This is a genomic window from Paenibacillus sp. S150 (genome assembly GCF_019352175.1).
In the GTDB taxonomy this organism is placed as follows: domain Bacteria; phylum Bacillota; class Bacilli; order Paenibacillales; family Paenibacillaceae; genus Paenibacillus_AQ.
The window spans coordinates 69949-82976 of the sequence record NZ_JACBYI010000025.1 but is presented as its reverse complement, the minus strand read 5'-3'; the positions used below and the strand labels follow the sequence as shown (position 1 = coordinate 82976).

At 55.1% G+C, this 13028-nt stretch carries 17 protein-coding genes; 4 read left to right on the top strand and 13 right to left on the bottom strand.

Features of this window, described 5'->3' with window-relative positions; all coding sequences use genetic code 11:
• Window positions 1-19: 19 nt before the first annotated feature.
• The 10 genes from HYD27_RS20765 to HYD27_RS20720 form a co-directional block, all read right to left on the bottom strand.
• A complete protein-coding gene (locus tag HYD27_RS20765) occupies window positions 20-241 on the bottom strand; it encodes a hypothetical protein (protein ID WP_309242105.1) in 222 nt (73 codons plus the stop codon).
• Between the two features lie 2 nt (window positions 242-243).
• A complete protein-coding gene (locus HYD27_RS20760; RefSeq protein WP_219218322.1) occupies window positions 244-564 on the bottom strand; it encodes a YxlC family protein in 321 nt (106 codons plus the stop codon).
• Window positions 545-1087, bottom strand: coding sequence for an RNA polymerase sigma factor SigY (gene sigY, locus HYD27_RS20755; protein ID WP_219218321.1), 543 nt, complete (start codon window positions 1085-1087; stop codon window positions 545-547). Before sigY ends, HYD27_RS20760 begins: the two co-directional genes overlap by 20 nt.
• A 58-nt stretch (window positions 1088-1145) precedes the next feature.
• A complete protein-coding gene (locus HYD27_RS20750; RefSeq protein ID WP_219218320.1) occupies window positions 1146-1322 on the bottom strand; it encodes a hypothetical protein in 177 nt (58 codons plus the stop codon).
• A 186-nt stretch (window positions 1323-1508) separates the two neighbouring features.
• Window positions 1509-2138 carry an MBL fold metallo-hydrolase gene (locus HYD27_RS20745; protein ID WP_219218319.1) on the bottom strand — a complete coding sequence of 210 codons (630 nt, stop codon included), beginning with the start codon at window positions 2136-2138 and terminating at the stop codon, window positions 1509-1511.
• Window positions 2139-2144: 6 nt separating this feature from the next.
• Window positions 2145-2711: a thioredoxin family protein gene (locus HYD27_RS20740; protein WP_219218317.1), complete on the bottom strand. Its 567-nt coding sequence runs from the start codon at window positions 2709-2711 to the stop codon at window positions 2145-2147.
• On the bottom strand, window positions 2708-3322 hold the full coding sequence (gene uptA, locus HYD27_RS20735; protein ID WP_219218315.1) for an undecaprenyl phosphate transporter UptA: 615 nt from the start codon (window positions 3320-3322) through the stop codon (window positions 2708-2710). Before uptA ends, HYD27_RS20740 begins: the two co-directional genes overlap by 4 nt.
• A gap of 372 nt (window positions 3323-3694) precedes the next feature.
• Window positions 3695-6400, bottom strand: coding sequence for an O-antigen ligase family protein (locus HYD27_RS20730; RefSeq protein ID WP_219218312.1), 2706 nt, complete (start codon window positions 6398-6400; stop codon window positions 3695-3697).
• A 152-nt stretch (window positions 6401-6552) separates the two neighbouring features.
• Window positions 6553-7734, bottom strand: a complete 1182-nt coding sequence (locus HYD27_RS20725; protein ID WP_219218310.1) for a class I SAM-dependent methyltransferase — start codon at window positions 7732-7734, stop codon at window positions 6553-6555.
• Window positions 7735-7792: 58 nt separating this feature from the next.
• On the bottom strand, window positions 7793-8467 hold the full coding sequence (locus HYD27_RS20720) for a DUF6483 family protein (RefSeq protein WP_219218309.1): 675 nt from the start codon (window positions 8465-8467) through the stop codon (window positions 7793-7795).
• A gap of 143 nt (window positions 8468-8610) precedes the next feature.
• Here HYD27_RS20720 and HYD27_RS32980 point away from each other — a divergent pair, with 143 nt between their 5' ends.
• Complete coding sequence (locus tag HYD27_RS32980) at window positions 8611-8853, top strand: hypothetical protein (RefSeq protein WP_219218308.1); 243 nt, start codon at window positions 8611-8613, stop codon at window positions 8851-8853.
• A gap of 32 nt (window positions 8854-8885) precedes the next feature.
• On the opposite strand, the gene HYD27_RS20710 is transcribed toward HYD27_RS32980, so the two are convergent.
• Together HYD27_RS20710 and yyaC are read right to left on the bottom strand one after the other, a co-directional pair.
• Window positions 8886-9671, bottom strand: a complete 786-nt coding sequence (locus HYD27_RS20710; protein ID WP_219218307.1) for an alpha/beta fold hydrolase — start codon at window positions 9669-9671, stop codon at window positions 8886-8888.
• Window positions 9672-9792: 121 nt separating this feature from the next.
• On the bottom strand, window positions 9793-10320 hold the full coding sequence (gene yyaC / locus HYD27_RS20705; RefSeq protein WP_228745233.1) for a spore protease YyaC: 528 nt from the start codon (window positions 10318-10320) through the stop codon (window positions 9793-9795).
• A 146-nt stretch (window positions 10321-10466) separates the two neighbouring features.
• Between yyaC and HYD27_RS20700 the strand changes: the two genes are divergently transcribed.
• Complete coding sequence (locus HYD27_RS20700) at window positions 10467-10691, top strand: DUF1128 domain-containing protein (RefSeq protein WP_219218306.1); 225 nt, start codon at window positions 10467-10469, stop codon at window positions 10689-10691.
• Window positions 10692-10790: 99 nt separating this feature from the next.
• Here HYD27_RS20700 and HYD27_RS20695 read toward each other — a convergent pair whose 3' ends face one another.
• On the bottom strand, window positions 10791-11510 hold the full coding sequence (locus HYD27_RS20695) for a pirin family protein (RefSeq protein ID WP_219218305.1): 720 nt from the start codon (window positions 11508-11510) through the stop codon (window positions 10791-10793).
• 421 nt (window positions 11511-11931) lie between these two features.
• Here HYD27_RS20695 and HYD27_RS20690 point away from each other — a divergent pair, with 421 nt between their 5' ends.
• Both HYD27_RS20690 and HYD27_RS20685 read left to right on the top strand, forming a co-directional pair.
• Window positions 11932-12435, top strand: coding sequence for a YtxH domain-containing protein (locus HYD27_RS20690; protein ID WP_219218304.1), 504 nt, complete (start codon window positions 11932-11934; stop codon window positions 12433-12435).
• 151 nt (window positions 12436-12586) lie between these two features.
• A complete protein-coding gene (locus HYD27_RS20685; RefSeq protein ID WP_219218303.1) occupies window positions 12587-12919 on the top strand; it encodes a DUF5665 domain-containing protein in 333 nt (110 codons plus the stop codon).
• Window positions 12920-13028: the final 109 nt, after the last annotated feature.

The following is a 13028-nucleotide window of genomic DNA, read 5'->3' as shown; positions in this document are numbered from 1 at the left end:
TGCTCCACAATCCGGTTGATCAAAATTTTCTGTTCGCTTTTCTCCAGTCAGAAAGGACCACGAACAGCAGATAACAAATAAGCGGTGTAGGTATTCCGGTCAGCCCCCATATTCCCCAAAACCAGGCCATTTTGCCTTTGCCGCGCTTCTGTGCATTACGAAACAATAGGGTGCCCTGCAGCAGCAGCGCCACTGCGATGCCTCCCAACAACCAATACGGCACATCCTGCAGTTCCTTCACTCTTACGCATCCTCCCGCCGCAGCCTGAGCCGCATGACCGCCAGGCAGCCGAGCGCAGCGATTGGAAATGCCGCCTGCAGTATCCAGTACGTCACTGGCGCAAATCCCAAACCAAGCAAGACCACGCTCACCATGAATAGCGCTACAAGCAAGAACCACAGAAATTCTCTGCGGCGCTGATGCTGCCTGCGGATTGCTTCCCCGGCAATGAGCCGCTCCAGCTGAGGCAGGGACGGCGGTGTAACGTCGCCGTATTGCGCATCCAGCCGTTCAAGGTCCGCTGACAGCATACGCAGCAGTTCTTCATCCTTCTCCTTCTTCATCCTCACTCAGCTCCTTTCGCAGTTGATTCAATCCTGCGGCTACCCGCGATTTGGCTGTGCCGGAAGGGATCTGCAGAATATCTGCAATCTCTTCATACCCGTAGCCGTAATAATGCTTCAGCAGCACAGCCATCCGCTGGGCGGAAGTCAGGCGCGAAAGAGCATCAAGCACCTCGCTCCATTCCATGTTCCGGCTCTCAAAACGCCAGCGGATGGACCTTGCCCCCTCTTCCTGGCGTTTCCACTCCATTTCAAGCTTCCAGCGGCGCTTCCTGTCAATGTACAGCCTGGTAGCAATGGTAATCAGCCATGAGGAAAAAGAAGAAGAACCGTTGTAAGTCGTGATCTTCTCCATGCACCTGACCATGGTATCCTGGGCAAGCTCCTCTGCGAGCGATGGGTCCATGGTGGCCTTGACCAGATATTTATACAGAAAGGCATAATGATCCCGCAGCAGCACAGCCAGCGCGGAAGCATCGCCTTGCTGCGCCCTGATGATCCTGTCGTGCGTCCCGTCGCTCATCTGCTCCTCCATCTATAGCTTTCATTCACCTGTAATACGAATATGTATGGCGAATCGTTCATTCGCGGTCCAAATTATTTTGCAGCTCCCACAGCCTGCGCCGCCAGGGCTGGACAGCCCCTTTGCCGTGCGGGAAGCTCCAGAAGAGACATGCCTTCTTATCCTTCTTCCAAGCATCGGAAGCTGGCGCTGTGCAGGCTTCATCCGTATGGACTTCATGTTCAGTATCTTTCATCATTCTGCCCCCAATACCTGTATCCCTGAAAATAGACAAAAAAAGAACGCAAACCGGGATTATTCCACAGTCTGCGTGCTTCGCGAGGTTAAATGTTACATTTAATTAACGTTATTGTAGCAACTTTGCAGCCTCTTGTCCATCAGTAATTTCCCGTTTTTTGTCGCTTCCCGGAGAAGAGGAACATTACATCGGAACGTAAGGATTACGGAGCCGTTCAAACCCGACCGTTGTCCGCGGCCCATGGCCGGGAAATACTCTGACTTCCTCATCCAGGCTGTATAATTTGCCCCTTATGGAATCAATCAGATCCCGTTCGCGGCCTCCGGGCAGATCGGTGCGCCCAACCCCCAGCTTAAAGAGTACATCTCCGGAAAAAAGATCACTGCCGCACAGGAAGCTGACGCTGCCGGGAGAATGTCCGGGCGTATGCATCACACGGAAGGTAAGTCCCAGCAGCTTAAGCACCTGGCCTTCTGCCAGATCATATTCAGCAGGCCCGGTACTGATAGGAGGCGTTACGTCCGGCCACATCAGCGAGCCGTTGAGCTTGGGGCTGCCCAGCCATTCACTCTCCAGCGGGTGGAGGTATACCGGACACTTCTTGGCTTTGCGGACCTCGTCCAGTCCGGCGATATGATCAAAGTGGGCGTGAGTCAGCAGAACAGCCTCAATCTCCATACCTTCGGCAGCGCGCAGAAGAGCCGCAGGATTCGTGCCCGGATCGATAATGATGCCGCGTCCGGGATCAGCTCCGGTAAGCAAGTATGCATTCGTCTGAAGCGGTCCAAGATTATATGAACGGATATTAAGCATCGTTTCTTAGAATCCGGAGATCAGGCTGCGCAGCTCTTTGGCGATTACTGCGTGCGATTCCGTTCCTTCCCCATAGGCTTGCCCCATCGCCTTGCGCACTTCAGCGATTTTGCTCTCATAGCCGGCTGCTTCGCGGTCCGGATTCTCCTGTTTGAACTCCCTCATCAGCGATTGCACATGCTCCGGGCGGGGGCCCCAATGGCCCAGCACATAACCGCCGGTATCGGCAAAAATAACAATCGGCACGGCTCTTCCGCCCATAGTCAGGAAATCGTCCATAACGTCCTGATTTTCTTCCAGAATCAGCACCTCGGTCTTGATTCCTGCCGTTTCCAGAATGCGGAACACGACTGGCACATTGCGCACAACATCCCCGCACCAATCCGCAGCCAGTATCAGCACGCGCAGATCGTCGCGGTGGTTCAGACTCTCAAAATACTCACGGTCGTCCTGGTCCTCCCAGACGAATTTCTCGTACCAGGATTCGAACGCCTGCTGATTCTTCGTCATGCCTTCCACGAACTGGCGCGGAGTAAGGCCCTGGCCAAACTTAGTAGCTAAATTCTGCTTCATACTGCACTACCTTTCTTCTTGGATTTGTACCATTTGAACAGGAAGTATATAACAATGACAGCAATGGCGGCAAGAATCAACTCATGGGTGTACTGCGCAGCGACTTCGTCAATCGTTTCCCATTTGTCGCCAAGAGTATAACCCAAGTAGACAAAGAGCGCACTCCATGGAATGACCGCAAGCGTAGTCAGCAAGGTGAACTTGCCCAGCGGCATGCGCGAGATTCCGGCAGGAACAGATATGGCATGGCGCACAACCGGAATGAACCGGGCCGTGAAGATAACGCCGGTGCCATACTTATTGAACCATTCTTCCGAATGGTCAATATGCTTTTTCTTGATAAAAATGTACTTTCCGTATTTCTCCAGCACGGGTCTGCCCCCGTAACGGCCGATCCAGTACACAAATATCTGGGCTATAACTCCGCCTACCGTGCCGAAGAGTACTGCACCAAAATAATTAATCTGCCCCTGCGAGACCAGATAGCCGCCAAAGGCCAGTACAATTTCACTTGGAATAACCTCAATCATCAGTCCGATCATAATCCCGAAATACCCAAGGCTCTGAATCCATTCAAACAAATGCGAGATCAGATCAGAAATAACATGCACTGCAGCTCCTCCTCCCGTTTTTCGCGAAATTCTTTTTCCTTACCGATTCCGCTCTATGTACCCAGCTTCTACTAGCCTATTCTAGCATAAGCAGCCTTACGACTTCTACTTAAGGGAAACTGAAAACCTCTCCGGCGTGATGTGGATTATCGGCGGCTTGCGGATCACAGCGGGAGCATTTTTGCCGAAAAGCCTGTCAGTCAGTACGATTATTGCCGCCCTGCTGCTTGTCGCTATCCTAGCGTTTATGTGCTCATGGCTGGTTTCGGCACGGAGCAAGGCCTGGGAACAGAGGCAGCAGCTGCAAACAACCGGCGGGTGATATTTTTTTCCGATTATAGGCTGATCATGAACCTGTAAGCTTATTAAGGCTTAAGTTCCCGGTGCGGCAACCCCGCCGTTTACAGGGAAGGCTTCCACCCCGGAACGGGAGGCTTCAGCATGCGCTGTCATGAGCCGGAGGTATATGCCTTCGGCTTCTTGCAAAGCCCCAAACCGGCGGTCATTGTGCTGCATCCCCTTGCTTCCTTCCTGTTCAGCCAGCAAACGGTACTCCCGCAGCAGCTCAAGCCCGGCATCCGCGCTCTGGCATGCTCCCTTCCCATCCCCTGCCCTCAGCCTCCGAACACTCATATCCAGCATTCCTTCAGCCGCCTCAATCCGCTTGTCCGCATTAAAGACATCCAGCCGCTCGGCTCTTCGCACCCGGTACAGTGCCGTTCCCGGATCATTTCCGCCCATGGCCCGCTTAGCCAGTTCCCAGTGCAGCTCCGCATTCTCCGGAGAATAATCCAGACTTTGCAGAAGCAAGGCACTCCCCTGCCTGTCCGGCAACAGCCGGGATAAAGCTGCCGCGGCACGCGGCTCACGGGGGTTCCATCGGAGGGATTGCCGCAGCAGGGAAATTGCTGCTTCACTCTGCGGTGCAGCCGCCGCCTGCTTATATAGCGACTCGCCTTTCATTGCGTGAAAAGAAAGGCTCGCCAGCGTTAGCGCCACGCCGCAAAGCAGGGCTACCCCGGCAGTACGCCCCAGGGGGCGCAGCAGCGCGAAGAACTTCCCGCGCCTTGGCTGGACGGGTACCGGCGCGAGCGGCGGGGACAAGGCTGCGGGGATCGCAAGGCCGGTTCCTGCAGCGGAGCCGAGCGATTCGCCTGCGGCCGGCAGAGCAGCAGGCGAACCGGAAAGCTGCGCCGGGGAGCCTGAGGCCCGCGCAGTTGCAGCGGAGGCCGGAGAAACCAGAAATCCGCCTGCGGCGGACGCCGGAATTGTAGCTGCGGATGTGCGGGAACCTCCCGGTGCGCCTGTTCCGGGCGGTGGCTCTGCTGATGCGGGGAAGCATGCAGAGAAGCATGCAGAGAAGCCTGCGGAAGCGGCTGCAGGGGGCTTCGGAGAATTGTCTGCGGCAGGGCAGTGAAGCTTTTCGGCCAGGGCAAGCGCCGGCAGCAGGAACAGCAGCAGCCAAATGAGGCCATAGCTCCAATCAAAATCGACGGCGCTGTGCAAGGCAAGCGCCAGCAACGGCGGCAGCAGCCTTGGCGCCGCTGCCGCCGCCAGCCATCCTGCGGCAGCCAGCAGCAGCAGGATTACGGCAAGGCCGACACCTCCCAGGTTCAGCAGGAGGTCGAGGTACCCGCTGTGCACCTGGCTGCCCACATAGGGGCGGGACTGGGCGGCGAGATACGTGCTCCGCCAAGTCCCGCCCCCGCGCCCCAGCCAGGGCGCCTCTGCCGCGAGCTTCCAGGCATCGCGGTACAGCAGCCCGCGGGCGGCGACCGTCGACGACGGTCCGGTGATCCGCCCGCGCACCTGCAGAAGGACGGCGCCGCCCGCCGCCGTCCAGACCGCCGCCGCCAGGACCACTCTGGCGGCACGTCCCCCGCCTGCCGCGCCCGGCCGGCGGCGGCACAGCCAGGCGCCGCCAAGCAGTGCGGCGCCCCACAGCCCGGCCAGCAGCAGCAGGCCGGACACAGGCTCCGCCGCCAGCCCGGCACGGGCCAGCTGGCGGCAGAGCAGCGCCGCAGCGGCCACGGGCGCGGCGCCGGCAAGAAGAAGCGGCGCGCAGAGCTGCCGCCTCCAGGGCAGGACCGCGGCGCAGGCCAAGGCCGCGGCCAGCCAAGCGCCGCGCGACTCGCTGAGCAGCAGCGCGGCGGCGCAGGGAAACAACGGCAGCATGCGCAGCAGCCGGTGCTGTTTCCCTGCTGCCCTCCTGCACATCCTGCCCCAGTTTTTAATCCTGTACCTGCCGCCCCCCTCTTTAATCCCAACCTTCCCGCTACGCTCTTTAATCCCGCACTCTCTGATACCATCCTTCCCGTTACGCTCTCTAATCCCGTCCCTGCCGCTCCACTCTCTACATCCAGCGGACAGCCCCGGTGCTCCAGCATTTCCTGTTTGTTTCCATGCTTCTGCCCCCGGCTGTGCCTGTTCCATTCCGGCGGCGACGGCAAACAGCCGCTCCAGCAGAAAAACAGCCATCACCGCGCCGAAGCTGTTCGGGTATTGCAGCAGGCCGGCCAGTCTGGCGCCAGTGGCGCTCACTTCCGGCGCTGAGCTGTATGCTACCGCATAGGGAAGATCCAGGACCCCGGTTGCCGCAAGCAAAGCGCTTAAGCTTATGGCCATCCCTGCCAGATGCCAGGCAGCGGCAAGAAGCCGGGCACCTTGCCGGTGTCCCGCACAAAAGCAGGCAAGTATAGCAAAGGAAGCATAAAACCCCCAGCGCAGCAGCTCATTCAGCGTTTCCTGCGAGGATACGGGACCACGCAGTCCTGCTGCTGCATAAAGAACAAGGACCGCCAGCGGACAGCAGAGCAGCAGCAATTGGGCATTCTTCATTCCAAGGCGCTTTACTAGATCGCCTTGGACCCCGCTTTCGGGTAATCCGGGGGCAGCGGCCAGCACACACACCGCAAGGACGCAGCACAGAACGAACCATACCGCAAGAAACGGATACATCTCCCCGGCAAAAAACAGCCCCCGCAGCAGACAAGCAGCCATAGCCGCAGCAATTACCGCTCCCGCACAAGCATATACTACTGCCAGCCCCCAGCCTTTTTTCAGCTTTTTCAGCCTCATTCGAATTTCCCCTATGTGAGTCAAGTTACCCCTAGTATTTCCAGATTGAGTCTGAAACAAAAGGCAACGCAAACAGGACGGGCCCGCTCCCGCGTTGGGAACGGCCGTCCTGTCATGGCATTAACTATTCATCCTATAAAATGCTCAACCCTTCACAGCACTCTTGGCAGCAAATCGGCACAGACGCGTTCAAGATACGGCTTCGCGCCGAGAAAATCACGGAACGCGCTGTACTCGCGCCATTTGGCGGCATTGTCTGCGCTTGTGCTTTTAACGGCACGGATCAGAATATTCTTCGGTGTATGCTCCATGTCAATGAATTCAAGCAGCTGTGTGCGGTAACCCATGAGGTCAAGCAGCTTCGCCCGGACAGCATCAGTTGCCAGGGCTGAGAAGCGCTCTTTCAGAATTCCATGCGACAGAAGCGGATTCAGCACCTCGCTTTCGATCTGGGCGAACAGCTCATGCTGGCAGCAGGGAACGGACAGGATCACCGATGCGCCCCAGCGGACGGCTTTTTCCAGTGCAGCGTCGGTTGCCGTATCACAGGCATGGAGCGTTACGACCATATCGACCTGATCCAGCTCGTTATAGTCCGCAATATCTCCAACCAGGAAACGGAGCTTATCATAGCCAAGCTTGGCCGCAAGCGCGCCGCAGTGCTCAATCACATCGGCTTTGAGATCAAGGCCGACAATGTTCAGGTCCCGCTGCTCGCGGATGGCCAGATAATGATACAGCGCAAAGGTCAAATAGGATTTGCCGCAGCCAAAATCAACAATGGTCAGCGGCCGCCCGGCCGGCAGATCGGCAAGCACGTCCTCCACCATCTCCAGGAAGCGGTTGATTTGGCGGAACTTATCGTATTTCTTCGCCAGCACCTTCCCCTCGCTGTTCATAATGCCCAGCTCCTCCAGAAACGGAACAGGCTCTCCTTCATCCAGCACATACCGCTTACGGCGGTTATGGGCCAAATCCGGCACCTCCTGCTTGCTCGGCGATTTGGTCAGGATAGAGACCTTATATTTCTTGCTGATCAGCACTTGATAATCGGCCTCTATGGTACAGAGCAGCCCCTGGCGGAATGTTTCTCTAAGGAGCGGCATCAATTCCGCCGCCGCCTCATCGGCAGGAATATTGCGGTGCTCGACCTTGGGACCGGTATAGTAGGCAAACTGATAATGCAGCTTGCCTTTTAATTCAACGGGCTTCACCTGCACCTTGGTAAAGGCAGCTTCACCTTTGCTGCGCAGCTGGCTGAGAGTCGCCGCTATGAGGATGCGGCCGCTCATGACTTGTTCAATCAAAGCATTCAAAGATTCCACAGGGTACATCTCACTTTCACAAGCAATTTATAATAATGAAGACAGCTGTCTCCTGAATATCCTTACACTATAGCATTGTCGGCTTAACAATAGCAGCGGCAAGCCTTTCCCATTCTTGCAGGCCTTCGCCGACCTCCTGCGCGGGGAGGCCGCCAAGCTCAAGCTCCTCCGGGCTTTTCAGCAGCAGACGGCTGTACAGCGCTTTTCCTTCCTCTGCCACATTCTCTCCTTGTTCCCGTAATCTGTAGAGACTGTCCTCAGCTTTGGCATACCGGCCAATTGATTCCATGTAGGCAAGCACTAGCCGCTCTGTCTTGGCCGGCAGCCTGTAGCCCTGGGTCTCCCTCAGAAGCTCATCGATGTCGTCCGGCATTTGCAGCAATTCACGGTCTGCGCCATGAAGATCAGCATACAAAAAAAGATGCAGCGACCTCATGGCTCTGAACAGCGCCGCTTCCTTGTCTCCGGCAGCAGCATAAATTGCCCCTTCTTCCTTGAGCAGCCGCGCCACGCCCTGAAGCTTGTCGGATTCCACAACACCCCCGAGCAGATACATATCAATAATATCCTCTACGGACAAAGAATTCAGCAGCCGGGAATTCAGGCGGAAATGCCGTATCAGCAGCTCATCGACCTCCCATAAGGCCTCAGTTGTTTTCTTCTCCTGCTTAAGCGTCATGACCTTGGCGATCATCGCTGTCATATCTTCAATCATCCGTACGATATAATCTCTTCGGAACATCTTGCACACCCCTTTCCATAGCTGCAGCGCATGGACTGCCATTCTTCCCTCAGCCACCCCATCCTTAAGGCAGCCTCATAGGATCATCTTAACCCATTATTAGGACCTGCGCCACTTGGGAAGGCAAGCGGGCAGGAACGGTTTTGGATATCCGGGTCACCGCCAACCCGGTAACGCAAATGACCACGCAGGCTGTGCGTTTGATCGGCCCTGCACTCGGCGGGCTGCTGATTTCTCACCTGCCGGCCGGCTATACGCAATTTTCAGTAATGGCAGTTTCCATACTCTTCAAGAGTCGCTGCCGTTTCTTCAACCGCAAAGAGGCAGCCCCGCCCAGTCCGGCGGGTGCTGCCTCTTCTTGCTTGCAGTGTGCAAGCTATGGTTAACAATCCATACTGAACTTATTTAGGCACAGCACTTATTTACGCACAGCTGCATGCACATAATCTTTGATGATTTCCGCCAGGCGTTCTGGCGCTTCATACATGCTCATATGTCCTGCTCCTGAAATGGTGGCCTGAGTTACATTCGGCTTGTCCGAGGTAAATGTCCGGTCTGCCGGCACCTTGCTGTCCTCTGCACCGGCTACAAGCAGCACAGGCAATGCGGCGGCCGAGATGACATCGCGTCGGTCCGGACGCTCCCGCATGGCCATCGCCGCCCCCACCGCACCTTGCGGAGGCGTTCTGTAGCCAATCTCTTTCGTGCGCTCCAGCAGCTGCGGAGATGCCCCCCGCGCAAAAAGCCCCGGCACCAGTTCGTCCACGAACGCGAAGATCCCTTCATTCTGAATCTTGCTTACGCTTTTCAGACGGTTCTCCTTGGCCTCCTCGCTGTCAGGGTAGCCGGTCGAGTGAATCAGCCCAAAGCCTTTCAGACGGGACGCATGGCGCTGCGCAAAGGAAAGAGTGATGTATCCGCCAAGGGAATGCCCCAGCAGATAGCATTCTGAAATTTCCAGCGCATTAAGCAGGGACAGCACATCATCGGCCATCTGATCCACGCTGTACGCCCCAAGCGGAGCATCCGAGGCACCATGGCCGCGCAGATCCGGAGCAATTACCCTGTAATTGCCGCTCAGAAGCGGTATTACCTGCTCCCAGTAGCTGGAGCTTCCACAGAAGCCGTGCAGCAGCATAATTACGTCACCCTTGCCCTGATCACTGTAGCAAATATTGCTTCCCTCACAACGAACATTTTCCATGGCAGCTTCCTTCTTTCTATGTAGTAGCCAAACACGGCTCGCGGACAACTGGACGATCCGCGGGTTGAGACGGTTTGCTTGTCTTAATTATTAAGCTATTTCTTCACTCTTGAAACGCTCTTCAGGCATTCATTCGAAATCCCGCCGCAGCCGCTGCGGCAATCTGCCCGGCCATCACCATCACCCGGTGCAGCGGAGTGCTCTGCAGCGTCCGGTAAGGCCGAGGCCCGTTCACATCAACAATCGCCGCCAAGCTGTAATGGCCTACTGCCGGCAGCATCAGCCCCACCGACTGTGCAGGCTGCAGCGGCTCGGCAGCGGTCAGAAAATAGCCAAGCGAGGCCGGGGGACCAAGGCAAGCGTCCACGGCAATAATAACCTGCCCTGGAGGAATCTCGGCTATGCGCTGCACCAGATTATCTGCGTCACAAGGAGCTGGAAGCGTGCCGCTCACCTGCAGAAAGCCGTGCTCCAGGAGCCGGCTGCCGGTCAACGGGCCAAGCGCATCGCCGGTGGACCGGTCTGTACCTATACACAAAAAGGTGACATTCTCCACCGGATGCACGGACGCGATCTCCCGGAAGAACAAAACCAGCCCGGCTGCATCCATTTTTCTGCGTTTTCTGCTCTCCTGCTCTCTGATCGCCAAGGCTATCACCCTTTCTGCTTGTAAATTCGCCTTTGTATTTCCTTTAATTTAACATGCATTTCAATGGGGCGGACAAAAAAATGGTGTTTCCGCCTTCAAACATGATAGAATATTTGAATTAATATACAGAGAGGACTGTTGCCCCCATGGATTTATCACAGCCTACCCAGGAAAATGTTGAATATATGATCGAAGGAATTAAAAACAAGCTGAAGATGGCCAGTGCGGCAGCCATGCAGGCTTCTGCCTTCTCGGTGAAGAATTACGAGGATATTCTTGATATTTACGAGGTGGCCATGGGCAGTGACCGCCTGAGCATTTCACAGGTGGAGGCGCTGGTCTCCGAGCTTGGACGCTTGCGGGCCAGATAGAATCAGGAATAATGACCAGCCTGAGCCCCATGCCTTACAGCCATCAGCGGATGGACATATAAGTCATGGGGCTCTCTTTGGCCTGCTGTCTGCCGGAATTCAGGGAAGATCGATCAGTACAAACTCCGCATTGCTTCCGCTGCCCATTCCTTTGAGATTCAGATCACAGCTTTTGCGGATTCGGGCAGCATCGCCCGGCTGAAGCTGAAACACTCCGTCCGCGCAGGCAACCTCCAGATTGCCGGAGATGAGGTAAATATGGGTCCGCCTGTCCTCAGGCTGCAAATATTTCAGCTCACGGTTTGTTTCCAGGGAAGACAGGTAGATGGTTGCATCCTCATTGATCTCAAGCGCGCCCTCTTTTCCTTGTCCCGAAGCTGCCGGCAGAAGCGTATTGGTCTTGTGCTCCACCGGATAGAACTTTGCATCCCAACCGGGCTTCCGCCCCGGCTGGTCCGGCAGCAGCCATATTTGCAGAAAACGCGTATTTTCACTGTCCGACGGGTTCGTTTCGGAATGGTTGATTCCCGTACCCGCGCTCATGATCTGTACACTGCCACCCTGCAGTTCGGCATGGCTGCCCAGATCATCCTGATGCTTCAGCACCCCGGAAACCACATAAGTAACAATCTCCAGATCATGATGCGGATGTTCATGCATGCCCTGCCCCGGCTTCAGTTCATTGTCGTTATGGGCAAGAAGCGCCCCAAAGTGCGCATTGCTGGGATCGTCATAATCGGCAAAGGAAAAGCTGAACTCACTGTGTATCCATTCTCTATTCGAAGTATGGCGCTCCGCTGACGTAATTACTTTAATCATTACTGTGCACCTCCAAAGATGTAGGAACCTTTTACTTACTGCAAGCCCTGACCGCTTCCTGAGCTATTGCTGCAATAGGCGCTTTAATTATGTATTTCTTACCCTCTTCCTTTCTTTGTCAATCAAAGATCATACCGACCTTCCATTTATTTTTGGGGTTTTGGCAGTTTGTAAAGTTGGAAAATCACCCGTTTTAATAACAAAATGTCTCCTTACGTCTCAAATGCTTCAATAATCTCCGGTAATCTTTCCCATGCTCCCTTGCTGTTTCAGCCTATACGCCCACGTTTATATACGAAGTAAGAACCTTCAGGCCACCCTGAAATCCGGATGCCGGCCGCACGGAATATAAAGCTCTAGATGCCGCCCGCCTTGCAGCCGGAAACTGGAATACAATAATCTGAATGAGGAGTGATTGGTTATGAATAAAGCAGAAAACGAATATCCGGTAGAGAGCGGAAGCACATTTTTCAAAGGTATTTTTATCGGAGGTTTGATTGGTGCTGCCGCAGCATTGCTGTTCGCTCCCAAGCCGGGCCGAGAAATACGCAGTGACCTGTCGGACAAATTCTCGACCGCAACGGACAAAACAAAAGAGGTTGCAGGTGTCGTAACGGATAAAACCAAAACCATTGCCGCTACCGTCGGAGAGAAAGCCACTGACCTTGCCAGCACTGTATCGGCCAAAGCTTCCGATATCTTCACTACAGTCAATGACAGCAAGCAGCAAATTGCATCCACCCTGTCGGAAACGGGTAAAAAAATTGGTGAAACGGTAGGAAGCGCCTCCGCTGATGTTGCGTCTGATGTCAAGGACGCCTCTAAAGATATCGCCGATGAAGCCGCTGCTTCTTCCAAGGATGTAGCGGATAAGGCTAAGGATGCCAAAGAGGAAGTCAAAGCGTCTTACAAATCTTCTTACTAACTGTGGTGACCCACGGCTTATCTAGATTCCGGGAACAGCCAGCTCACCGCAGCTGGCTGTTATTATGTGACAGAATGCTTCTTCTTGAATGAATGAGGCTTGAATTTCTTATTAAAGTCCGGTTAAGGACTATAGAAAGCAGGTACGCCTTATGGGAGATGCGGGCAGCAACACGAAAAGCTACGAGGTGGATGAGCATCCCTTCGAGCTGCGGCATGAGGTCAAGCGGTTAAACGCCAGGCTTGATAAAATTGCCGATTCGCTGGAAAAATCAGAATTTAAAGATATCCTGGAAAACTATACCGACCCCAAGAAGCGGATCATCACCAATCTTATGGCAGGCATATCCCGTGGTCTGGGACTGTCGCTTGGCACCTTTGTTATTCTCGGCTTACTGGGCTATATCCTCAGTCTGTTCCTGGACGTGCCGGTGATTGGAGAATACCTCGGGGAAATCAAGAAGTATATTGATGCCAACAGTTGATCCCATTCCCGGGAAACGGCAAATAACAGCTTTTATACTCCAGACCAAAAGGACATGCCCTATCCCGCCGGGGATAAGGCATGTCCTTTTGTATTCCTGCCCTGCTCTA